The organism is Acidobacteriaceae bacterium (genome assembly GCA_028283655.1).
GTDB lineage: Bacteria > Acidobacteriota > Terriglobia > Terriglobales > Acidobacteriaceae > Granulicella.
In genome coordinates this window covers 1862277-1884649 of record JAPWKE010000003.1, presented here as the reverse complement: position 1 = coordinate 1884649, position 22373 = coordinate 1862277, and the positions used below count along the sequence as shown (strand labels likewise).

General features: G+C 57.1%; 22 protein-coding genes and 1 tRNA gene. 21 read left to right on the top strand and 2 right to left on the bottom strand.

Annotation, left to right across the window (positions count from 1 at the left end; genetic code table 11):
* Positions 1–94: 94 nt before the first annotated feature.
* From PW792_10775 to PW792_10765, 3 genes are all read left to right on the top strand, one after another.
* The gene (locus PW792_10775) at positions 95–2125 is read left to right on the top strand and encodes a tetratricopeptide repeat protein (protein ID MDE1162410.1); all 2031 of its coding nucleotides are present in this window, start codon (positions 95–97) and stop codon (positions 2123–2125) included.
* Between the two features lie 35 nt (positions 2126–2160).
* The gene (gene dgt, locus PW792_10770; GenBank protein MDE1162409.1) at positions 2161–3324 is read left to right on the top strand and encodes a dNTP triphosphohydrolase; all 1164 of its coding nucleotides are present in this window, start codon (positions 2161–2163) and stop codon (positions 3322–3324) included.
* A gap of 69 nt (positions 3325–3393) precedes the next feature.
* A tRNA-Glu gene (locus PW792_10765) sits at positions 3394–3469 on the top strand.
* 63 nt (positions 3470–3532) lie between these two features.
* On the opposite strand, the gene PW792_10760 is transcribed toward PW792_10765, so the two are convergent.
* Positions 3533–4798: a site-specific integrase gene (locus PW792_10760; GenBank protein ID MDE1162408.1), complete on the bottom strand. Its 1266-nt coding sequence runs from the start codon at positions 4796–4798 to the stop codon at positions 3533–3535.
* Between the two features lie 669 nt (positions 4799–5467).
* Here PW792_10760 and PW792_10755 point away from each other — a divergent pair.
* The 11 genes from PW792_10755 (at position 5468) to PW792_10705 (ending at position 14270) form a co-directional block, all read left to right on the top strand.
* Entirely contained in the window at positions 5468–6472 is a 1005-nt protein-coding gene (locus PW792_10755; protein MDE1162407.1) for a LysR substrate-binding domain-containing protein, read from the top strand.
* Between the two features lie 166 nt (positions 6473–6638).
* On the top strand, positions 6639–7019 hold the full coding sequence (locus PW792_10750) for a hypothetical protein (GenBank protein ID MDE1162406.1): 381 nt from the start codon (positions 6639–6641) through the stop codon (positions 7017–7019).
* A gap of 14 nt (positions 7020–7033) precedes the next feature.
* The gene (locus PW792_10745) at positions 7034–7297 is read left to right on the top strand and encodes a VirB3 family type IV secretion system protein (GenBank protein MDE1162405.1); all 264 of its coding nucleotides are present in this window, start codon (positions 7034–7036) and stop codon (positions 7295–7297) included.
* Entirely contained in the window at positions 7278–9647 is a 2370-nt protein-coding gene (locus PW792_10740; protein MDE1162404.1) for a type VI secretion protein, read from the top strand. Before PW792_10745 ends, PW792_10740 begins: the two co-directional genes overlap by 20 nt.
* Positions 9648–9676: 29 nt before the next feature.
* On the top strand, positions 9677–10504 hold the full coding sequence (locus PW792_10735) for a TrbG/VirB9 family P-type conjugative transfer protein (GenBank protein ID MDE1162403.1): 828 nt from the start codon (positions 9677–9679) through the stop codon (positions 10502–10504).
* Positions 10505–10506: 2 nt separating this feature from the next.
* Complete coding sequence (locus tag PW792_10730) at positions 10507–11826, top strand: TrbI/VirB10 family protein (protein MDE1162402.1); 1320 nt, start codon at positions 10507–10509, stop codon at positions 11824–11826.
* A gap of 14 nt (positions 11827–11840) precedes the next feature.
* Positions 11841–12074 carry a hypothetical protein gene (locus PW792_10725; GenBank protein ID MDE1162401.1) on the top strand — a complete coding sequence of 78 codons (234 nt, stop codon included), beginning with the start codon at positions 11841–11843 and terminating at the stop codon, positions 12072–12074.
* A gap of 24 nt (positions 12075–12098) precedes the next feature.
* Positions 12099–12305: a hypothetical protein gene (locus PW792_10720; GenBank protein MDE1162400.1), complete on the top strand. Its 207-nt coding sequence runs from the start codon at positions 12099–12101 to the stop codon at positions 12303–12305.
* A 22-nt stretch (positions 12306–12327) separates the two neighbouring features.
* Complete coding sequence (locus tag PW792_10715) at positions 12328–13122, top strand: hypothetical protein (protein ID MDE1162399.1); 795 nt, start codon at positions 12328–12330, stop codon at positions 13120–13122.
* A 30-nt stretch (positions 13123–13152) separates the two neighbouring features.
* On the top strand, positions 13153–14073 hold the full coding sequence (locus tag PW792_10710; protein ID MDE1162398.1) for a hypothetical protein: 921 nt from the start codon (positions 13153–13155) through the stop codon (positions 14071–14073).
* Positions 14074–14075: 2 nt separating this feature from the next.
* Positions 14076–14270, top strand: coding sequence for a hypothetical protein (locus tag PW792_10705; GenBank protein MDE1162397.1), 195 nt, complete (start codon positions 14076–14078; stop codon positions 14268–14270).
* Positions 14271–14421: 151 nt separating this feature from the next.
* Here PW792_10705 and PW792_10700 read toward each other — a convergent pair whose 3' ends face one another.
* Complete coding sequence (locus tag PW792_10700; protein ID MDE1162396.1) at positions 14422–15477, bottom strand: PDDEXK nuclease domain-containing protein; 1056 nt, start codon at positions 15475–15477, stop codon at positions 14422–14424.
* Positions 15478–15636: 159 nt separating this feature from the next.
* On the opposite strand from PW792_10700, the gene PW792_10695 reads away from it, so the two are divergent.
* The 7 genes from PW792_10695 (at position 15637) to PW792_10665 (ending at position 22373) form a co-directional block, all read left to right on the top strand.
* A complete protein-coding gene (locus tag PW792_10695) occupies positions 15637–16443 on the top strand; it encodes a type IV secretion system protein (protein MDE1162395.1) in 807 nt (268 codons plus the stop codon).
* Positions 16440–17408 (top strand): ATPase, T2SS/T4P/T4SS family, encoded by a 969-nt coding sequence (locus tag PW792_10690; protein ID MDE1162394.1) that lies wholly within the window; start codon positions 16440–16442, stop codon positions 17406–17408. The genes PW792_10695 and PW792_10690 overlap by 4 nt, the downstream gene beginning before the upstream one ends.
* A gap of 544 nt (positions 17409–17952) precedes the next feature.
* Positions 17953–18327, top strand: coding sequence for a single-stranded DNA-binding protein (locus PW792_10685; GenBank protein ID MDE1162393.1), 375 nt, complete (start codon positions 17953–17955; stop codon positions 18325–18327).
* Positions 18328–18430: 103 nt separating this feature from the next.
* Entirely contained in the window at positions 18431–19378 is a 948-nt protein-coding gene (locus PW792_10680) for a RepB family DNA primase (GenBank protein MDE1162392.1), read from the top strand.
* A 25-nt stretch (positions 19379–19403) separates the two neighbouring features.
* Positions 19404–19730: a hypothetical protein gene (locus tag PW792_10675; protein ID MDE1162391.1), complete on the top strand. Its 327-nt coding sequence runs from the start codon at positions 19404–19406 to the stop codon at positions 19728–19730.
* 200 nt (positions 19731–19930) lie between these two features.
* Positions 19931–20332: a hypothetical protein gene (locus tag PW792_10670; GenBank protein ID MDE1162390.1), complete on the top strand. Its 402-nt coding sequence runs from the start codon at positions 19931–19933 to the stop codon at positions 20330–20332.
* A complete protein-coding gene (locus PW792_10665; GenBank protein ID MDE1162389.1) occupies positions 20313–22373 on the top strand; it encodes a type IV secretion system DNA-binding domain-containing protein in 2061 nt (686 codons plus the stop codon). The genes PW792_10670 and PW792_10665 overlap by 20 nt, the downstream gene beginning before the upstream one ends.

Sequence of the window (22373 nt, the reverse complement as noted above, 5' to 3'; positions counted from 1 at the left end):
GGGGGAGAAGCGATTCGGACGTATTGCGCGTCTAAAAACGAGTAGGATGCTTCTTACCCAGTTTGGCAACTCGGCTTCATTCAGGACTTTGCGCATGACTCTTCTTCGCCGTTCGGCTTTTGTACTTTGCTTTGCTGTCTCGACATCAGCTTTGGCGCAGGACGCCAAAGTGCCAGATCACGCCTCGTCCTACTACCACTATGGCCTGGCCAAGCTGTATGAAGATAAGGCTCTGCAGAGCGGCCGTCAGGACCTGGCGACGCAGGCTATCGAGCAGTACAAGCTAGCGCTTGATGCTGATCCGGATTCGCGCACGTTGTCGAATGGGATTGCCAATCTGTACTTCAACCTCGGTCGTGTCCGCGAGGCGGTGGATGCGGCCAAGGCGCAGGTACAGCGCCATCCTGAGGATGTGGACGCGCACACGCTGCTGGGGCGCACCTATCTGCGTTCGCTCGGCAACGGGGAAGGCCCGCAGTCAGGCGATATTCTGAAGGCTGCCATCGCGGAGTACGAGACGATTGCGAAGCTCAAGCCGGATAGCGTAGAGACACACCTCCTGCTCGGCCAACTGTACGGGCTTTCGCATGACAGCGCGAAGGCAGAAGAGCAACTGAAGATTGCACAGAAGCTTTCGCCTGATTCGGAAGACGTTACGCTCAGCCTCGCTCGCCTTTACACAGAGCAGGGTGATTTGAAGCGTGCTGCCAAGGTGATTGCGGACGTCTCTCCTGATGATCGCAGCGAGCGGATGAACTTTGCGTTGGCTGGTCTTTACGATCAGTTGAAGCAGCCCAAGGATGCCGTCGTCGCGTACAAGGCTGTGCTTGCCGATGATCCAGACAATGCCGACGCGAAGAAAGCTCTCGCGCAGGCACTGCTGCAGATTGGCGACAACGACGAGGCGGCGAAGCTGTACTCGCAGATTCTGAAGGGTGACCCGCAAGACCCGCAGGCGCTTATCCGTCAGGCAGAGATTGCACGCCAGGCAGGCAAGTACGACGAGGCGCTTTCGCTACTGAAGAAGGCGCAGGCGCAGGTTTCGGACAATCTAGAGCTGCAGTTCAACGAAGGTCTCGTCTATGACGCGATGGGTCGTCTGGACGAAGCGGCCAAGGTGCTGCGTCAGGCGCTGGATCAATCTGCGTCGACTGACGGCAAGTACTCCGAGGGCGATAGTGCAAACCGCGCGCTCTTTCTCGATCGTCTCGCAAACGTATATCGCGAGCAGGGGAAGACGTCGGACGCCGTTGCTGCCTACGCAGAGATGAGCGCGTTGGGCGGCGACTATCAGCTTCGCGGAACCGATGCGACGGTGGATGCTTACCGTGATGCGCATGACTGGAAGGCTGCTTTGAAGGCTGCGGAGGACGCAGCCAAGGCGATGCCGCAGAGCCATGGCGCGCAACTCACCTATGCTCGCCAGCTTGCTGATGCGGGCAAGGTGGACGAGGGGCTAAAGCTGGCCAAGGCCCAGGAGACGGGCAAGCCTTCTGATGATCGCGATGCGTGGTTTACGGAAGCGGACATCAACGTTCGTGCCAAGCGTTGGAAGGATGCGGAGGCTTCGCTGGATAAGGCGGAGGCCGCAGCAAAGAAGCCGGAAGAGAAGGTCTTCGTGTACTTCTATCGCGGCTCGGTGGCTGAGCGCCAGAAGCTCTTTGAGCAGGCTGAGATGGAGTTCCGCAAGGGACTTGCGATCGATCCGAACAGTGCTGCCATCGAGAACTACCTCGGCTACATGCTTGCAGACCGCGGCATGAAGCTGGACGAAGCGGTAGAGATGCTGAAGAAGGCTGTGGCCTTCGATCCGCAGAATGGGGCTTATCTCGACTCGCTGGGTTGGGCGTACTTCAAGCAAGGGCAGTATGCTCTGGCGGAGCAGTATGCTCGCAAGGCCGTACAGCGCACGCCTACGGATGCGGCTGTGATGGATCACCTGGGTGAGATTGAAGCGCATAACGGCAAGTTGCAGCTGGCTGTCGCTTCGTGGGAGAAGTCGTTGGCGCTCTATGCAAGCTCGCTGGCTCCAGAAGCCGACCCAGCCGATGTTGCGAAGGTGCACAAAAAACTTGAGACTGCGCGCGTGCGACTGGCGAAGAACAATGGAGCAGCCAGACAGTAACCTGTCTGCGGCGAAGGAACGACTACACTCATACCGTGAGTTACGATTTGCACCGCGTTGGCGTCTTTGGGGAACATGAGCGAGAGCTTGCTGTTCGTGCGTTTCCTGCGCCTGCCGTGGTGGACGGTCGCACGCCCTTTGAGCGTGATCGTGACCGCGTCGTGCAGTCGCGAGCGTTTCGTCGGCTCGCAGGCAAGACACAGGTTTTCACCAGCAGAGCCAGCGATCACTTTCGTTCGCGCCTGACGCATACGATCGAGGTTGCGCAGGTTGCGCGGCACGTTGCGAAGGCCCTCGGGCTGAATGTCGATCTGTCAGAGACGTTGGCACTTGTTCACGACATCGGGCATCCACCGTTTGGCCATGCCGGCGAACGGGCGCTTGATAAGTGCTTGCAGCAGCATGGTCTGCGCTTCGACCACAACATTCATGCTCTTCGCATTGTTGAGCGCTTTGAGCAGCGCTATGCCGGGCATCGCGGCTTGAACCTTACGTTGGGAACGCGCGAAGGCATCATCAAGCATTCGCGCGACTATAGCGCGACAGCGCATCCTGAGTTGGCGCCGTACTTCCTGAACGAGATGCCGCCGCTCGAAGCGCAGTTGATTGATCTTGCGGATGAGATTGCTTATCTGACGGCGGATCTGGACGATGGTGTCGAGAGCGGGCTGCTGGAAGTCGGGAGCATTCGCGACCAGATCAGCATTCTGCGGCGCAGTTACGATGCCGTGCAGCGGGCGCATCCCGGAGCAGAAGAGAAGTACATCTTCCACGACGCGCTGCAGACGATGCAGAAGACGTTGATTATCGATCTCATTACGACGACCTTCAACAATGCTCGCGAAGCTGGGGCCGAAACACTGGAGGACATCCGTACGCTTGGACGGCGGATCGCCGTGTTCTCTGAGCAGGCGGAGTCGGAACGCCTGCAGGAAAAGCGCTATCTCTACGACACGCTTTACACGTGCGACGCATTGGAGCTTGAGCACAGCAAGGCGGAAGAAGTTGTGACGGAGCTGTTCAACTTTTGGATGCAGGATCCAGAGGAGCTCCCCGAGGCGTACGTTGCTGAGGTGGAGAGTGAAGGTCTGGCGCGTGTCGTTGCGGACTACATCGCAGGTATGACGGACAACTACATTTTGCTGCAGTACGCGAACGTTCGGCGTTTTGTCCGCTCAGGCTATTTGTTCCGTCGCTAGTGGTGCGAAACGTGGTATTCTTACCAAGTTGCAGTGCTGGTGGGACAGCTTCTGCAATCTAATCATTGCGTCCCCGTCGTCCAGTGGCCTAGGACACCGCCCTTTCACGGCGGTAACACGGGTTCGAATCCCGTCGGGGACGCCAATCATTCCAAAAGACTTACCGGAAATGCCCCCAAACCGCCGTGGACCCATCGTGGACCCACGCCTATGCGCTGATGGCAACAGCATGAGCCGCCTCCGGACGCACCATGGCCACGACCTTGCGCTGCGCCTCTCGTTTAGCAGGCATCTGCGCTTGGCTGTAGACATCCAGCGTGACCTTCGCCGAACCGTGGCGAAGCAATTCCTGCACAACTTTCACATCTTCCCGATTGCTTTGCAGAAGCGTGGAATAGGTGCGCCGGAATGTATGCCAACTGACTCGCTTGTTGATGCCGAGACGTTTGACCACCGGCTGGATGTGGTAACGCATGACCGTGGATAACCAGATTGGTTGTTTGCCGCGCATCTTGCCCGCGCGGTTGCTTGCAGTGGCGAACACGTAATCGTCAGGTTTTCGGAAGGGCGTCTCCCGATACCAAGCGAGGAGATCCTGTGCGGTGTCCTCGTCTAGTGGGATTCGCTTTTGCGATGCTTCCGTCTTGCAGCGGCCAACGACCTGATCGACGATGGAACGTTGGACGTTGGCGTCCAACTGATCGAAGTCAATGTCCAGCCACTTGAGCCCTGCCAGTTCTCCTCTACGTAAACCGCTTGCCATGTCCAAAAACACGAGCACGCGTTCCCGCAGTCCCAGTTCCGCGACGATGTTCTGAATCTCCTCGACTTCGAGGATGTCCGGAACTTTCTCGCGTTTGGAACTCTGGCGAACGCCAGAGCCTTTGACCGGACCAGAGATGGGGTTGGCTTCAATGAACCCCCAACGAATTGCGTGGTTGTAAAGAACGCTCATCAGATTACGAATTTTGGCCTTCGTCCCCGGAGCGAGTCGCTTCAGTTCTGCCGGCTTGATTTTCGCGAGTGTCTTCTTTCTGCGCCGCGGTCTGCAATGCAGATCGCGAAGCCACTCTTCCACCATCGGCGTCTTGATCTCATCAATCCGGGTGCTTCCCCAACGCGGTTCAATCCAAGCGTTGAGGGTGCATTCGTAACGGTCGCGCGTCGAGTATGCGCGACCGTCGTCGCCAAGATCGGCGAGTTCACGTTCCCGAAAATGAACAATGAGTTGAGACATCGTAACGGAGCTGCTGAGTTCGTTCCTTTTGCCTGAGTTGATAGCTAGCCGAAACCGGGCTGCAGCTTTTTCCGCTGCCGCCTTGTTCTTCAACTGAGCTTGTGTGCCTACGACTTTCTTTCTCCGGATACGTTGACCGTCAGCTTGCGTTTCGTACCAGCGGAAGAGCCAGACTTTCTCTCCGCTACCGTTTGCTGACAGCATGACGCACCCGTTTTGGTATCGCGCCGTTTTCAAAACGACCTCCTTTCAGGTCGGCGCGGAAACCATCGGAACTATATCCAATGTACCGCTCTCGGGCCGCATTTGCGCGTCTTTATTGGGATTTCGCTTCGATGCACCGCGGGCAGGCCTAAGCGTCGGCAGAGTTACGAGAGGACAGCCAATCTTGCAATTCGGACAAGCGAAACCTCCACCGTCTCCGCTGTCCACTGCCGACGGGGTGACCAGGGAGAGTCCCTTCTCTGGCCAAGCGTTGGACCGTTGCGGGATGCAGACGAACGAACTGGCTCGCTTCAGTAGCATTGACAAACGGCTCAAACGAGGCCGTGAGCGGAGGGGCCAATTGCGCCATGATTCACCTCAATCAATACGGTCACTCCTCGCTTGCACGAGAAGATTCCTATTGTCTAGGTTGGCCGCAATGTCATGGCTCGTCCAATACTTTGCATTTATCGGGTAGGGATCGACTGATAATTGCCAGCTATCGGGTGTGCTCTTCATGCCCTCAGCCTTGAAGTTGGGCCGTTTCGCCCCGGGTAACCCGACGATTGATGCGCCTAGGTCGGTGTAAATTTGGCCACTGCACAACTTCTGTTGCTACTTTTGGTTCCTACGTTCAGATTGTTTAGGGGCCTGCGGGATGCTGTCTGGGCTCCGCCTATCGCCACTTGCCGAGCTAATCCTATGTACGATTGGGCAGAGTTTCGTCATTTCCTATACCTCTTGAAAATTCTTGAGTTGGGCGGGCTGCATCGTGCCGCCGAGGTACTTCACACGTCTCAACCCAACCTCTCCGTTCAGGCGCGCCAATTCCAAGATCACGCAGAAATAAAGCTTTTCAGCAAAGAGAGAAACGGGCGCATTGTTCCAACCGAAACGGGGTATGCGTTCATCTCGCTTGCCCCACTCGTTCTAGACGTGAGAGACGAAGTGATCGATGCGCTCATCGCGATTGACCGCGGCGGGATCGACAATATACGCCTCGGTTGTAGCCCATTGGTCGATCAGGGCCTCTTTCGCGATTTGTGCGCGCTGCATCGAGAGATTCTTCCCCGATGCAACGTACGCCCATCGCACGAAGACACAGTGCAGCTCACTCAAGAGGTCGTTTCCGGCAATCTAGATGCAGCTCTTGTCACGCTGCCTGTGAACCATACCGATTTACAAGTCGAGGTACTTCGCCAGGACCGCCTCGTGGTCTGCCTCCGCAAGGATGATCCCATAGCCGAGAAAGCAGCCATTGACATGGCTGATCTGCAAAACAAACTTGCCGTTCTCTACCATCCTTTGCGTCACCCGGACGCCCACCAACGATTGTTGGAGATGCTTGGCCAGGAAGGCGTGAAGGTTGAGGAATTCTCGCGTGCATCGCACCCGACAGAGATGCAAATGCTGGTCAAAGAAGGCTACGGTTTTGCCTTGATTCGAGAAGGTACACCGCTGGACGATGAACTAACGACAAGACGACTCATTGGAGTGGATTGGACGGTTGATATTGCGGCGATTTTCAATCGCCAGAATCATCCGAAAACGGTTCCCGTTCTAGTGAGAAAACTACGAAAGAAAATCCAGCATTCTGCGAAGCCTTCCGGGCCGAAGAAGCCACCGGCGTCAGTTCGCCCACAGGCCGAAGTTGATCGAGACAAAAGACAAACAGGATTTCAATTCCCGCCGATCCGGGAAGCGTAGAGACGTCAGCACCTCATCCTCAGGTAAATGAAGGTTTTATGAGAGGCCGATAGCTCCGAGCTATCGGCCCCGTGTCTACCGATAAATACAACGTATTGGACGAGAGACAACGGGAAGCACATGATCACGGCAGATTCACGACTGAGATCAGTCGATGGAGGTGCCGATGTTTCCCCGTAGCGATGCCGTATCCCGCAAGATAGCCCCCCTTGCCAAGCGATTGGCGCAGCCCTTTTCCCAACGGACTATCCCTCACGCTGTACGCGTGACGGGACCAGTCATCCTTGCCTTTAGCATCGCCACCGTCGCACACGCGCAAGGCACGATGGATTTCTCCGGCGCCCAGACGCTCATGGGGACTTTCAAAACCTTCGCCATGTACGCTGGGGCCGTCATCTGCCTTGGCGGCCTTATTTTCGCGGGCATCCGCATGATGAGCGGACGCTTTCAGGATGCTATCCCAGGTCTCTTCGGCGCGCTGTTCGGTGCCGGAGTACTCGGTTGGGGAGCCGGTTGGATCGGTTCACTAACCGGACAGTCGATGTAGGAGGTACATCGACCATGACCAAGCGGGGAGAGCCGTTACCAATCAATCAAGCGCTGAATCGACCGAGAGCCAAGCTTGGACTCGATCTTACAGCATGGATGGCGATCGTATTCGTCTGCGTAACGGTTTTCCTCGTTGGATTTCGATTCCTCGCAATGTTGGCATTTCCCACGCTGGCGATTGGCGCATGGCTCATCGTTCGCAAACACCCGAAGATGTTTCAACTGTGGGGCTTGAGCCTCAACCAGAAGAGCTACTATGACCCGCGCAAACACTGAGCAGCTCAAATCCGTTCCGTGGTTCGCCAAAGCCGGAGCTGCGTGCAGCATCATTCCAATTGCGCGCTTTGTCGGACCCAGCATCTTCGCCCTCAAAGGTGGCGGGTATGGATGCCTGTTTTCGCTCGCGGGTATCGACGAAGAAGGCGTCACCGATCTCGGACTGGAGTCGCAGGTGCGCTCCATCGAAGGAGCGTTGCGTGGACTTCCCGAAGGCTCATGCCTTCATCAGTACACACGCGTGATGTCGGGATTCGATCTTCCTCACAGGTCCTCGTATGAGAATCCCATTACCGAGATGTTTGCGACCGACCGACGCGTACATCTCGAAAAGACGGCAGCCTTTCGACGCATCGATTTGCATTGGTGCCTCACGTTAGAGCCACCAAAGGCGAGCGCCTTCGAACGTAAGCCGCAGCAGAATGTCGCGGATACATCGCGTATGCTCGCAGAACTCGAAAAGACCGCGACGCTCCTGGAAGGACATCTCGCCAGTTCCATCGGCCTTCGCCTATTGGGCAAAGAAGAGACCTTTCAGTTCTTCAGCTACCTTTTCAATCTCGAAGAGTGGGCCGAACGAGATCATCTTCGCGGCGACACCGGCGTTGACAGGCAGATCGTGAAGAGTCCCGTCGCCTGGCAAAGCGACCACGTACAGGTGGGCAAACGCTACGTGCAGATGTTCTCACTCAAGACCACGCCCGAGGCATCGAGGCCGTGCCTCTTTTCTAGCTTGATGACGCTCGACTGTGACAGTGTCCTGTGCTCGACATGGCGTCCGAAGTCCACCACCGCCACCCGCAAAGAAATCGATCAACAGGAAAAGTTCATCTCCTTCTTCAAGGTGGGCGTGCTCACTCGCGTCATGAGTGGACGCGATACCGCCTCTCTCGACACCGGAGCCGGAGCGAAAGCCGCGAGCCTTAATGTCGATGACCTCAGCGATGTCATCCGCGCGCTCGACAAGAAAGCGCAGGGCGAGTATTCGCTGCGGTTATTGCTTGCTGCTCGCAGCCCCCAGCAACTTCGCGATACCACTCCTGCCGTCCATCGCATCTTCGTAGACGCTCGGGCCCAGGTGATGGAAGAAACGCTCGGCAATCTGTCCGGCTTCTACGCCATGTTTCCCGGAAACCACAAGTTCAATGTCTTCCCGCTGTGGCTTTCGGAAGATCATCACGCACGGCTGTCTTCTGTATTCGCACCCCACATCGGTCATCCGTACTCGGAAGACCTCGACAGCGAATACCTCAACGTTTTCGAGACACGCACGCGCACGCCCTTTTTCCAGGATGCTTACGTGGATGGGGTGCGGGTCATGCTCATCCTCGGTCCTACAGGGTCAGGAAAAAGTGTGCATGTGAATCAGATGGTTGCGCTTGACCAGAAATACGGCGGTTTTACGCACATTTACGACATCGGCGGCAGCTATGAAAGCGTCGTCGAGCTATACGGCGGCACCACCGAACGGATCGGCAAAGACGGGCCGCGCGTCAATCCATTCTCCCTCGAACCAACGGACAGCAATATCAAGTTTCTATATCTGTTCGTGAAACTCCTGCTGACCAACGGCGGAGCGGAGCTGGAGCCGGAAGACGACGACGTGATCCACAAAGCGGTCGGAGATATGTACCTCCTTGACCAGGCGAATAGGAGGTTGGGCAACCTCTTTCTGCCGAAAAAGCTGGATCGCTATCTCGGCAAATGGGTCGGCAAAGGTGTTTACAGCGCGGTCTTCGACAATGTCGAAGATCACTCCACCAACGCACGCATGAACTGTTCGGATTTCGCTGGCGTCAACAACGAGCAGTATGCCGACCTCATTGAACCCGTCATGGTGTGGAAGCTGCGCCGGGACAAAGAGGTTCTGGTGAACCCGGCCAATCTCGGTGTACCCAAGCACATCGTCGTCGAGGAGCTATTTACATCGCTCAAGAATCGGCAGCTTCTTGAGGACATGCTTTCATCCATCAAAACCGTGCGGAAGAACCTGGGCGGCTTCAGCATGGTCGGTCAGTCCGCCGAAGACCTCGGACAGAACGCCGACATTATTGTGAACTCCTGCACGTCGTTCCTGTTTCTCAGAGATGCGACCTTCAATCGAAAGCGATACGCCGAATTGTTCAAGATGAACGACCAGCAGCTCGCTCTCTTCGAATCATTGCAGGACCGCGAGGGGCTGTACATGCGGCGCGACGGCCTGACGAAAGTGCTTCGACTTAATCTCGACAGCCGCAGCTATGCCGCGTTCTCCACGAAGCCGAAGGACCGCGTTCGTCGCGGCAAGCTGATTGAAAAGTACGGCCTGACCGAAGGCATCACGCGCTTCGCACAGGGCGAAACCCTGTAACTCCACACTGCCACTGAAAGGACTCAACCGTGAAACCACCCATCATCATCGCCCTCACTCTCGGACTCGTTGCTTCCGCTCACGCGGTGACGGAGCAGTCGCACCACCTTCTGCCGTCCGCTCCGCGTACGGTCACGGTGTCCGAGGCGGAAGCTCCGCCGTCTATTCGTGCGGGCTTGCTGCAATCCACGCTCATCATGCTTCCCGTCGAAGAGAAGGTTGCCAACGTGTTTGCTGGCGACACAGTGGATTGGGTCTTCGATGGCGGCCATGTCGCCAGCCGGTTCATCAGCTTGAAGCCGCGTGTGGCGAACACTACCACGGACATCCACATCGTCTCCGACCATGGCAACGAGTACACCCTCCAGCTTCGCGAGGTGTCGGGCGATGCCGACCACCATTTCGATTCGAAAGTGTTCATCGTGCCAGGCGACAAAGCCGCCAAGGACCGGCTGACGGAGTTGCCGGTCTTTGTTCCCGCCGCTGAACTGGAAAGAGCCAAGGCGGAGGCCGCCACGGCGAAAGCCGCCGCGTCCGCCGAATTGAAGGCTGAAGACAACAAGGCCGAACAATACCGCAGCCAATATCCGGGCCGTCTGCACTTTGACTACGTGTGGGACGCGAAGAAGGGCAAAGACCTGGGATTAGAGCAGGTATGGCATGACGACAAGTTCACCTACCTGCGCGGACATTTTCAGGAAACGCCTGCTCTCTACGAAACCAAAGACGGCAAAGGCTCGCTCATCAATGTTGATTTCAGCGATGGCCTTTTCACGGTCCCGAAGGAGCTCGACAACGGCTATCTCGCCATCGGCAAAAAGAAGGTCGAGTTTCATCGCGTAGCAGGAAAGGAATAGCCATGCCCGACCAGGATCAAAACATTCCCGCTACCGTTCCCGAACAGCCGGAGGCGAAGCCTCCAGTCAAGAAAGGGACGCCACTCGTTGTTGCTTTGGTCGTCATCATCGCGATCATCGGCATTGCCAACGTGTCGAGTCTGTTGACCGGAAATCGGAAGGCCGCACCACAGAGTGCGTTGTCGATGAGTCCCGCGAGCGCCAATCCGAAGCAGGTATCGAGCTTCGAGACGCAGCAGCAAGCGCAGGCACGGCAGGATGCGGACCAGTTGCAGCATCAGCAGGCTATGGCCGCTGCCTTGCAGCAATTACAGGCATCGCAGGAAATTCCCGGCCCGGAATCGTCAGGTGCGCCGCCGATGACCCAGGCCCAGCGCGACGCCATGTACGGTAGCGGTTCCAATTCCAATGCACCCGCGCATACGTCGAACGTCTCTGAGGCGCAGGCGGAGGCCAAACAAAAGCAGCTTGCGCGTGAAAAGCAGCAGAAGGACGCCATCAACAGCGACACCGTCGCTATCGATTTCCAGCACGCCGGAAGTGTGCTCGCAAGCCCGGCCACTGCGATCCTCGGAGAACATCAGGAAGCATCGACGAAAGCTACCGGGGAGACCACCGCTGCTTCGCCTTCCGACGCTACCGCGAAGCTGTCGCCCGTGGCTTTGTCTTCGTCTGAGCAACAGGCAAAAGCATCGAAGTCCGATCCCATGTCGCCGTATGACTTCGATACCTACGATGGCCGGTTGTACCGCGTATTCGAGGGAACTCTATTGGAAGGCGTCGTCACAAATCACATCGACGGCGGTTTCAGCGGCCCGATCATTCTCAGCCTGACAACGGATCTCTATTCGCACGATCATCAGGAACTTCTCTTGCCGCAAGGAACGCGCCTGCTCGGAACTGTCCAGAGTGTAGGCAGCGAGCAACAGCGCAAGATGTTCGTGACCTTCCACCGTGCCATCTGCCCAGATGGGTTCTCTCTGGAGTTTGCGAAGTTTATCGGCCTTGATCAAATTGGAACGACCGGCCTGGCAACGAAGGTCAATCACGGGTATCTCGAAGCCTTCGCCGCTGCAGCGGCGATCGGTGGACTCGGCGGTTTAGCACAAATCGGCAACAATGGCAGCGTGTTTTCTCCGTCTACCGAAATCCGTGATGGCATTTCTCAGCAGTCCGCGATGGAGGGCGAACAAGTCCTTAATCACTTCCTGAACAGACTCCCCATCATCACGCTAAAAGAAGGTTCGCGTGCGCGCGTTTATATCGGTACGGATTTGCTGATCCCGTCCTACGCGGAGCATCGCGTCAACCCAACGATGTAGAGGAGTTCGCTGTGATGAACGACCGTTACGAACATCTGCTCCGCAAAGCAACCGACGCCAAGCGCGGTGGGCATGACGCATGGGCAGTCCAGTCCACCGGCGAGAAAGTAGCCGTCGCCCTGGTTCTCAATCGCGCCGACTGGCTGGCTGAGATGGGATACACCATTCCCGAAGCCTTGGAACGTAGCGGCGCCGAGTGGGTTGCAATCATTCCGCAAGTTGCCCGTCAGCTTGCGGAGGAAGAGTAGCAGCAAGGAAAGGAGGACAGCATCATGAATCCGTGCATCGTCCGCTCGCGTCGTCCTTGGAATGTCATCCTGCCGATTGTGCTCGCGGTCGCGGCCATCGGAGTGTCGGGAGGCTTTTCTGCGATAGCGCGAGCGGGAGGTGCTTCGCTTGAGTTTGTCGGCAACCTCATCCAGTCTGTCCAACACATCTCCCTGGACCCACTCGATCCGACGTATCCCCATCGCTTCTGACCCTATCTGTATGGAGGCTCTTATGCAGATCCCAACCAGATTCAAAAACCGTCGGACATGGCTCCTTGGTGCAGGCGCTGCCGTGCTCCTCACGGCAACACCCGCATTTGCGCTGTTCGGCATAGGTGACATCGTCTTTGACCCCACGAGCTATGCCAGTCTCGTTTCCCAGCTCACGACGCTGGAATCGCAGTACAACATGCTGAAAAACAACATCACGCATTTTTCAGCGAAGCAACTCTGGCAGACCGAACTCCACGCCTTGGAGAACGTGAATGTTGCGAACATGTTTGGCGAGACCGCCGGCATCAAGATCGCGCTCAACAGCAATAACCCGAGCGCGTCGCTGACCGGATGGCAGACGGCAACTGTCCCGATGAACAGCAACGCCAGCACCTACCTTGCCGGCCAGCAGCTCGGAAGCTCGCGCATGTCACAACTGGCCATGATCGAAACCTCCGACGCGGTATCGCCCGACTGCCTTACGGCTATGGGCCAGTATCGTTCGGCTCGCAGCACCAACCTGAATGCCAACAGCTCGCTGATGTCGAACCAGTTCGATAATAGCGACTCCACCAACGCCGAAGTTCAGCAACTCAATCTCCTCAACGCTGCTGAAGGGCAGAAGACGGCCGAAATGCAATCACAAGGTTCGCTTCAGGTCTGTCTTGCGGGCCAGATGACCGTTGCCAACATGGAACGGCGCAATGCGGCCGCGGAGGACATGAACACAGCCGCCTTCATTCAACAGCAGCGCACGATCAACGACACGAGTGCCGCCAATGAAGGCAACACCTGGGCTACGTACCTGCCCTAATTTGAACCCCTAACCGATTGAGAGAGCGATATGGTTTCCATGCTTGCGTTAGCTCAGGCCCTTCCGTCCACTAGTTCCGGCGTCGATTGGCTATATCAGTTCACCAACAATCTGACGAATCTCACCACACAGAACGGCGGGGTGCTGACGCAGTTCGGACTCACGGAGCTAAGCTGTATCGCTCTCTTTACTTTGGTCAGCATGTCCGTGAATTGGAGCACCACCGGGATGACCTTCCGGCTTCATCGCGATCACATTCAAGTCGGGGATCTGACCAACTTCCTCTTGCGTCTCATTATTTGCTGCCTGCTCGAAAACTATTGGGTGAATCCATTCCCCGGCGCGAGCTTCGGCATCAACCACTTCTTTTCCTACATCGCCCAGGCGATGGTAGCGGCGTTCGATCAGAGTTCGCTCAACAATCTCCTACAACTTCTGAAGACCGCAGGGGACGGCACGACGATGCCGGGGCTGACCGCACCCCTCCAGATGCTTTGCTATGTTCTCGTACAGCTCATGCTCGGTATGGCGTCGGCCATCTTGTTTGTCATCAACTGCAGCGCGTTTATTCTCTATGGGGTCACGGCTCTGTTTGGCCCGGTCTTTATCCCGCTGCTTATGACGAAGACGTTCCGCGCTAAGTTCTTTCATTTCCTTGATGTGCTTATCAGCTTCGCGATGATCCGTGCCGTGGCTGCCGCCTTCATTTTCGTATGGGCGGGATTCATGAATTCTTTCCTGCAACAAACCTTCAATGGCAACTACTCGATGGAGATGTGGATGGCGAATCTCATCCCTTGCTTAATGGTTTTCGTCGCGTTCATCATTAACATGCTGTTCATTCCGAGCATGACGCAGGCCATCTTTGGCGGCGCGGCAGGGATGGCAGGCAGCATGGGAGCCTTTGTGGGCAAGCTGGCTTCTTACGCTGCCATAGCGGGAGGAGCATAGATATGTGGGAACTCTGGGGTCATCCGATTGCCGGTGCTATCGGCACAACACGCACAGCTCGTCGGCTTCTTAAGCCGGTTGTCATCCTCTTCTGCATCGGCGTTTTCGTCGCAGGGGTGATCTATGTCTTCGTCGTTCTCAAAGCCGTCTCGGAAAGGAACAACAGTCCTCATGTCCACGCGCACAGTACCCAATGAAGAGCGGTCGCTGACGCTTAGCGGGTCAATAAGCATTGAGGGGACCATCTGGGGAAATCAGGTTCTCCCTCGTCCCCACAATGGAGAACCTGATAACGGCCTCAAGCTAAATTCAGGCCATGCTCTCATCAGACCTAAAAATGCGATTGAGCTATTTGCGCTTCTTCGGAGCGCTGCGCTTTCGTTTGCTGGGAGCGGGCTGGACGAGATTTTCCGTGACATTTTCTTCGTAGAACCCGTGCAGCGCACTTCGAAGCAGCTTCTTATCGGGCAATTGCGTTTGGTAATCAGCAATCAGCGTCGGAGAGAGGGTTCGGCTCAAAGCGTACTCGACGACTTCGTCATCCTTATAGGCACAGAGCAGAACACCGATCGACGGACGCTCGTGTTCTTTCCGCACATCACGATCCAGTGCTTCCAAGTAGAAGCTCAGCTTGCCGAGGTACTCCGGCTCAAATTCCGTGACCTTCAACTCGAAAGCAACGAGGCAATTCAGCCCGCGATGGAAAAAGAGCAGATCCAGCGCGAAGTCACGGTTGCCCACCTGCACTGGAAATTCAGAACCGACGAAGCAGAAATCACGGCCAAGTTCCAGCAGGAACTCTTTCATGCGAGCCAACAAGCCCTGATGCAGGTCGCGCTCGCTATGTCGTTGAGGCAGCCCCAGAAACTCAACAAAATAGGAGTCTCTGAAGGATGCACCAGCAGCCGGATGAGTTTGGTGCACCACCGGCGCCACTTTTGTGGGCGAGAGGACTACCCGCTCGAAAAGCGCTGTATTGAACTGGCGCTCCAGCTCTCGTTTTGTCCAACGCTCCTTTACCGCCATGCGCAGATAGAACTCGCGCTCCTCAGGGCGTTTGCTCCGGCCGAGGATGATAAGGTTGTGACTCCAAGGCAATTGGTGCGCCAGCGGCGCACTAATTGGCTCATCCAAGTACGTTTCGTAGAACTTTTTCATTCTGAAGAGGTTGCTGGTGGTAAAGCCGCGCATCGACGGCTCCGCGCGCGCAATATAGTCGGCCAGTTGCGGCACCACACCGTCTCCCCATTCCGCGGCAGAAATTTTGCGGCTTATGTGCTCACCGATCTTCCAGTAGAGATCGATCAGTGTGGTGTTGACGGCTTGAAAGGCCCGCTCGCGAGCCGCGGCGATGAGCCGCAGCACTTCCGAGAAGCCAGCCTCGCCAATGTTTGGCGATTGCAAATCGCTCTGTTTAGCCCTCGAAGACAAGGTCGTCCCTTTCTCAATCCCATGATAGCCAAAGCAACCGTGCGGTACGTAACCCGCGCGATCACGTCTCTATCGCGTCGTAAGCGTCTCCGTACCATTCACGTTTTCTAGTATCCGAAAGGACTTCCGGCCATGGCAACTCACGCTGTTCCTTCTACTATGCCGCTCACGCCGAAGCACGCTGTGCTGACCGATGAAATCGGCAACGAGGTCTATGCGTCCCACTATGCTGAGCGGAAAGCGTACCGCCTCATTCTTGGCTGCGGCACTGTACTCTTGCTGGGATCGATGGGACTCAATCTTTCTCTCGCCCGCCGGCCTGTCGCTAACCGCTATATCCGCATCGATGAAATGGGCCGGGCACAAGCTATCCAGTACAGCGATTTGAACTACAGCCCGCGCGAGGGTGAAGTCCGGACCTATCTCACGGATTGGGCGAACTATCGCTACACCATCAGCCGCGACACCATTGCAAAGAAGTATCCGCTGAACTACTACTTCCTGTCCGGAAATCTGGCGTCTCAACTGATGACCGAAGACAATCAGAATCACCTCGTCTCGCAAGTGGTTGGCGGCCAGATTGAGCAGAGTGACGTTGAGGTCAAGAACGTCACCATCACCTCTATGTCTCAGGAGACCGTACAGGGCGCGGCGATGGCCCGCGGCACCGCGCTCGTGACCATCGACAAGCTCTACTCAGCCCGGAATTCGCGGGAGCCGCGTGTCGAGCATTGGGGCATCAGCGTCACGTACTATCTCAACCCCAAACAGGTCAGCGACCAAGCCAAAGTCTTCCCGCAGTTCGAGATCATCAACCCACTAGGAATGACCATCACGGAGTTCCATGAGAACCGCCTTTCCGTTGATCCCATTGCCCCTGTGACAACAAGCGCGTTGCCGGCTGCTCCGGCAACGCCACCCGCAGGGGCGGCGCGATGAGCTTCCAGCTCATCTTGCCGTTCTTTCCGGAGGAACTGCGTGCGCTCCTTCAGGACCCGTCGATCTCGGATTTGATGATCAACGGGACGACCGGCGTCTACGCCGATCGGAACGGCGTTGTGCAGCATATCCCGCTATCCGCGCCATACACCAATGACCGCCTGCAGGCGGCCATTGAGCGCGTCGCTCGCATCCTTGGACAGGATCTGACCAGCCAAAATCCCATCCTGAACACGCGTTTGCCTGACGGCTCGCGTGTGGCTGTCGTCGGGTCTCCCTCTTCGATCAATGGCCCGACGCTCACGGTGCGCAAATTCAACCGCTGGTATACCTCCGACGAGCTGGTCGCGTCCGGTGGACTTCCAGCCCACGTTCGCGACGCCGCTGTAGACCTCATTACGAAGCGCAAGAACGGCATCATCAGCGGTGGAACGGGCAGTGGCAAGTCGACGCTCATGAAGGCTCTTCTTGACCACGTTCCGCTTCAGGAACGGCTGGTCGTGATCGAGCAACCAGCCGAGCTAAAGATCGCCCATCCGAATGCCGTGCGATGGGAGGCCGTCGCCGCCATTCCCGGGCAGGTTGCCATCACGCCGAGCCAGTTGGTGGCGGCAGCTCTCCGCCACCGCCCAGACCGCATCATCATGGGCGAAATCCGCGACGAGTGCGGCTATGACTTGCTGCAGGCCATGAATACTGGGCATGGCGGAACGCTCTCGACATTGCACGCGGATTCCGCCGTGGATGCCCTCGACAGGCTGGCCGACATGGCCCTGAGTGCAAGAACGAATTTGGACCAGGCTTTTGTCCGGTCGCAGACCGGCAAAGCCGTGGACTTTGTGTTGCATTGCGAGCGCGATATCACGGGCCGCCGCCGCGTCCGGGAGCTGATTACGGTCTCCGGTTACAGTCACGCGGAGCAATGCTTCCAGACGGAGGAGGTCTATCGTGCTTCCGACGCCTGACGCGCAGGCTTTCCACTAGAGAATTCCAACCCGAACCGAGGTCACTCCGATGGTCTTTCATGCGGCTCATATAGCTGCACAGCCCAACTCGTCCCTGAACGCGCCCCGCGTGGCGATCCCGGCTTGCAACGGGCAGCGGTGGCAGCACTCGTTCGTGTGCTCGATGCCGTCGGTATCGGAGGCAGTTGCGAGGAGACATAGGGCTGCGGTTGGCGGAGCTTTCCGTCGCAGGAATCGATTGGGTGACTTGTGCTCATTTGGGTTCCTTCCGTCCCGTATCCCGTCCTCTGCTCGGGTTCACGCTTCGGGGCCAAACCGGCGCCCTGCGGCTCGGCGTCGTTCTGCTTCGACTGCGTCGCCCCTGCGGGGTCTCGGTTCCTCCCAGAAAAAGTTTGAAAGCCGCGGCAAAGAACGCCGCTCAAACTTTTCCCGGGCCCCGCCAAGAAAGCACTCCTTGGCACTTGGGAGCCGGGCCCACTCGCTCGCTTCGCGAAGGGTGACCCGAGCAGCTAACGGGATTACACACGAAACGGAGATCACCACCATGTACACCAACAAAGTCACCCTCATCGGCTTCCTCGGCAGCGACGCAGAAGTTCGCACCAACAACGACCGCAGCCTCACCGTTCTTTCCCTCGCAACCAAGTCCTCTTACAAGAAGGACGGCAAGTACATCGAGCACACCGACTGGCACCGTTGCGTCGTCTTCGGCAAGCTCGGTGAGTTCGCCGCCAAGCTTCAGAAGGGCGCTCACATCATGGTCGAGGGCGAGTACCGCAGCCGCAAGTTCACCAGCAGCAAGACCGACTCGGAGCAGACGGTTTGGGAAGTTCGGGTGAGCTCGATCCTCAAGTTGGACCGCGCCGCCAAAGCGGCCGTGGAAGACGATGAAGAACTCACCGAGGAGGAGGCCGCATAGGCCCCTTTCTTCTGACCGGGAAGTCCGGCATCGAGCCGGACTTCTTCGGCTGCTAAAACCCGTAACATCGCGCTCGCAATGAGAAGCAAATCGAGGTGATTCGATGAATGAAACAGCAAAAGACTTTCTCGCTCGGAGCTTCGCTCCTGACTCGACAGTTGCTCTCCTGCTTCGCACGGAGAGCCCAGCGAAGACGCAGCAGCGTGTGGTCACGCTCGAACAAGCGCTCGCGCCTCGTTACCTCGGCTGGCTCGCGCATCAGAATCACCACGGTGCAAACATCTATGTGGCTGCCAATCCGCTTCGCTCTGGCAGCCGCAAGCGCACGAAGGAGTGCATCGCTTCTGTCCGGCATCTGTACCTCGACATCGATGAGGACGGCGATGCCCGTCTCGCTGCGCTACGGGCATCGGATGGCCTGCCCGTTCCGGGCGCCATCCTATCCACATCGCCCGGCAAATACCAACTCCTCTGGCGCGTTGAAGGCTTCGACTTTGCGCAGCAGGAAGAAACCCTCAAGCGGCTCGCGTTCGCCTTCGGCGACGATCCCGCTTGCACCGACTGCAACCGGGTGCTTCGCATCCCCGGTTTCCTGAATTGCAAGTATTCTCCCGCTCACTGCGTGACGGTCGAATACCCATCCGATGCAACCTACCGTCCTCCGGACTTTCGGTTGCCGGATGCTCCGGCATTTGCCGTGCTCCCGCTCCGCGGGAACGCACGGCTTTCCTCCGGTCACAAGGACACGCATTCCGAACAGGATTGGGCGTGGGCTTGCTTTCAGCTCGCCCAGGGCAAAGATGCCGGCAAGCTAACGCACGAGCTGGCTTCGCGCCGCTCGGACAAACCGAACCCGCTGTACTACGCACAGCGGACGATTGACATCGCTTCCGCTCGCCAATGGTTGCTCGAAGGCGTGCCTGTCGAGGATGTCATCACGATGCTGAAAGTTCGCCGTGATGCAGAACTTCCCGCTGCACTTTGCTGCGCTCGTGCGCGGGAGATTGCGGCCACCGCCGAGCGGATGGTCGCGCGTAGAAAGATCGCCTGATTCCAACACCAAAAGGAGACCCAAAATGCCCCTACTCGAAGTCACCCAGACCCGTCATCTCAACGCTTCCATTAGGCTCACAGATTCGACTGCTACGCAGGTCGATCAGTATGCCTCTTTCATCCGCGCCTCTGCCGACGATGTCGTTGAGCAGGCGCTTACCTATGTCTTCGGCAAAGACCGCGAGTTCCAGGACTTTCTGAAGACGCCGGATGCACAGCGCATCACGCCAACGCTTCGCGTGCGTCGTGGCGCTGCAAATGACGCCTCGGAGCAGGCCAAAAAGAAGCCTGCTGCCTCGGCATCATCGTCGGCCCAAGGGCCAGCAATCGTGGCGGGATCGAAGGCATGATCCCGCTGCAATATCTGTGGCAAAGCCACAACGGTGCTGCGCACCGGAAGAAGATTGACACTCCATCCCTCGGATGGGCGTGTTTCGAGGGACAAATGGTTCCGTTTGGAACCATGCAGAAAAGACAAGAGTTATGAGAGCAACGGTTCCAATTGGAACCATCTCGGTTGCAAATGGGACCGCTCTCGTAGGAGGCAAGAATGAATCGCACTTCCACAATCCAATCGAGCCTTGCACCTCACCGCACGAGGCCAGCTCGTAGCGAGAGTTTTGCGACGCGGTTCACCAGCGATGAGGTCGCGGCAATAGAGGAAGCGGCTCAAGCCGCTGGGATGACAGCTCGCGAATGGTCTCGCGAGGTACTACTTGATGCTGCCGGTAAGACCACACGAACCGCATTGTTCACCGAACTCATCGCTACGCGCATGTTGTTGGTGAACCTCCTCAAGCCGTTGGCTCTTGGTGAAAAAGTATCACCGGCTTGGATAACCGAGGCGATGACAATGGTTCGCAAAGAGAAGCATAAAGCCGCGCAGGAAGTCCTTCAGCAATACACACAGTCAGCAGAAAAGGAGTCATCTAATGGCTACACAATGGGGTAGAAAAGAGACGATCATCTGGCCGCCGCATGTTCCCTTGATGAGCTATTGCTCCATCGCTGGAGCTCTCTTGCTCACCATCTTCTTCGCATGGGAGCACTATGCCTTCCAGCTCGCGCCACTGCAAAAGGCATACCTGACCTACTATGTTCGCGCTGAAGTCGGCAGCGCTTTTCATGCTCACCAGAGCTATCGGCTGGTGTACCTGGGCGGAGCCGACGCGAAGCCACGCCCCGCCATGCCGGTTGATTTTACGGAAGGCGTCATGACTCTTCCGAACGGAAAGCATATGCGGTTCTCGCTGTCCGAGCTGGCGACTTTGCAGGGATACCGTTTTCCATTTCGCGGCACCTTGGAGAAGCTTGCGGATGCGTCTATGTATCGCTGGCTGCATGATGCAATCTATGACCAGAGGAGTCCGTGGCAGACGTTCAGAGTCAGCTTTCTTGAGGGCGGTTGCTGCCTCGTGTTGTTGCTAGTTTGGGCTGTTCCAAGGGACTTTCGCCGGTTCAAAGAACTGAAATACGGCCGTGTCCTGCGTGGTCCCCGGATGCTCGATCCGAACGAATTTAACAAAGCACAGAAGGGTGACGGACTTGGGTTCAAAACCACCGAATCCGACAAGATGATGCGGATTCCTTTACAGAAGGAAGCCCAACATCTTCAGCTCATGGGCGACACCGGTGTAGGAAAAACTCAGCTCATCATGCAGTGCCTTCGCCAGATCAGGGGACGAGGCGATTCGGCCGTCGTGTATGACCCTGCCTGCGAATACATCCATCGTTTTTATGACGCCTCGCGGGGGGACATCGTGCTCAATCCGCTCGATGCCCGTTGCCCCTATTGGGGACCGGCGCAAGAACTGGAATCCGATGACGAAGCCTACGCCATCGCCACCTCTTTGTATGCTCCCAAGACAGATAAGGTCGATGAATTCTTCCACGAGACGCCCGCGCAGATCTTCGCCCACTTGCTGAAAAAGGGGCCTACGCCGCACCAGCTCGCCAAGTGGATGTCGGATGATGTGCAGCTCATGAAGATGGTCGATGGAACCGAGATGGCGTTCTACATTGATAGGAAAGCCGGACCGCAACGTGCTGGCGTCCTGTCATCACTCGGACTCGTTGCCAAGTGCTTTCGGATGCTTCCGGAGCGGGATGAAAGCCGTCCCGTGTGGAACGCGCGTACCTGGTCGAAGAAGCGCGAGGGATGGATCTTTATTACCTCTCGTCCACCTGAGCGCGATACGCTCCGTCCGCTGCATTCGCTCTGGATTGACCTGCTCGTTATGAGGCTTCTGAGCGCACCGCAGCCGGGCCAAAAGCCGGTGTGGTTTGTGATCGACGAGCTGGCAAGTCTGCAGCGGTTGCCGCAACTTCACACTGCGATTACTGAAAACAGGAAGTCGAAAAACCCGCTCATACTTGGTTTTCAGGGGAAAGCGCAGCTCGAAGTCATCTACGGCCATCTAGCTGAGGTCATGCTTTCCCAACCTGCTACGAAAATCTTTATGAAGACCGCCGAACCCAAGGCCGCGGAATGGATATCGGAGGCCATCGGCAAGGTTGAGATTGAACGGCTCAAAGAGACCAAGTTCGACGGCACGCGGTCGGGGCACAACTTCACCGTCGAACGCCAGATCGAACCCCTGGTCATGGGCTCGGAGATCAGCGGATTGGACGACCGTCATGCCTATCTCAAGCTCGGGAACAGTGTGGCAAGGTTCGCATTCGAGTACATGGACCTGCCCACGCCGACCTCTGGTTTTCTTCCCCGCAAGACCGCTGGCGGCCTTGCTTTCAATCCCGATACATTGGAGCCAATCACGCCGCCACCCGCCCCAAAATCAGAAACACCGGAGGAGTCCGACAACGGGGAAAGTGAAGGCCCGCACGATAAAGAGCGCGTACCGATTGCATGGCCAACCCCTGCCGCCGTGCAGCAAGCCGAAGAACAGAAGTCCACCGCCGAACAAGAAGAAGAGCAGCAGGAAGAACTTGAAGAAGAGCAGGCACGCGGCCCAGCTCTGATACGGGAGACCTAG

Bases quoted from the DNA above. Each gene is read 5' to 3' on its own strand.
- PW792_10720 (MDE1162400.1), top strand. From the start codon at position 12,099: ATGAATCCGTGCATCGTCCGCTCGCGTCGTCCTTGGAATGTCATCCTG.
- PW792_10670 (MDE1162390.1), top strand. From the start codon at position 19,931: ATGAATCGCACTTCCACAATCCAATCGAGCCTTGCACCTCACCGCACG.
- PW792_10680 (MDE1162392.1), top strand. From the start codon at position 18,431: ATGAATGAAACAGCAAAAGACTTTCTCGCTCGGAGCTTCGCTCCTGAC.
- PW792_10675 (MDE1162391.1), top strand. From the start codon at position 19,404: ATGCCCCTACTCGAAGTCACCCAGACCCGTCATCTCAACGCTTCCATT.
- PW792_10710 (MDE1162398.1), top strand. From the start codon at position 13,153: ATGGTTTCCATGCTTGCGTTAGCTCAGGCCCTTCCGTCCACTAGTTCC.
- PW792_10730 (MDE1162402.1), top strand. From the start codon at position 10,507: ATGCCCGACCAGGATCAAAACATTCCCGCTACCGTTCCCGAACAGCCG.
- PW792_10715 (MDE1162399.1), top strand. From the start codon at position 12,328: ATGCAGATCCCAACCAGATTCAAAAACCGTCGGACATGGCTCCTTGGT.
- PW792_10750 (MDE1162406.1), top strand. From the start codon at position 6,639: ATGTTTCCCCGTAGCGATGCCGTATCCCGCAAGATAGCCCCCCTTGCC.
- PW792_10690 (MDE1162394.1), top strand. From the start codon at position 16,440: ATGAGCTTCCAGCTCATCTTGCCGTTCTTTCCGGAGGAACTGCGTGCG.
- PW792_10755 (MDE1162407.1), top strand. From the start codon at position 5,468: ATGTACGATTGGGCAGAGTTTCGTCATTTCCTATACCTCTTGAAAATT.
- PW792_10705 (MDE1162397.1), top strand. From the start codon at position 14,076: ATGTGGGAACTCTGGGGTCATCCGATTGCCGGTGCTATCGGCACAACA.
- PW792_10740 (MDE1162404.1), top strand. From the start codon at position 7,278: ATGACCCGCGCAAACACTGAGCAGCTCAAATCCGTTCCGTGGTTCGCC.
- PW792_10775 (MDE1162410.1), top strand. From the start codon at position 95: ATGACTCTTCTTCGCCGTTCGGCTTTTGTACTTTGCTTTGCTGTCTCG.
- PW792_10685 (MDE1162393.1), top strand. From the start codon at position 17,953: ATGTACACCAACAAAGTCACCCTCATCGGCTTCCTCGGCAGCGACGCA.
- PW792_10725 (MDE1162401.1), top strand. From the start codon at position 11,841: ATGAACGACCGTTACGAACATCTGCTCCGCAAAGCAACCGACGCCAAG.
- PW792_10745 (MDE1162405.1), top strand. From the start codon at position 7,034: ATGACCAAGCGGGGAGAGCCGTTACCAATCAATCAAGCGCTGAATCGA.
- PW792_10665 (MDE1162389.1), top strand. From the start codon at position 20,313: ATGGCTACACAATGGGGTAGAAAAGAGACGATCATCTGGCCGCCGCAT.
- PW792_10695 (MDE1162395.1), top strand. From the start codon at position 15,637: ATGGCAACTCACGCTGTTCCTTCTACTATGCCGCTCACGCCGAAGCAC.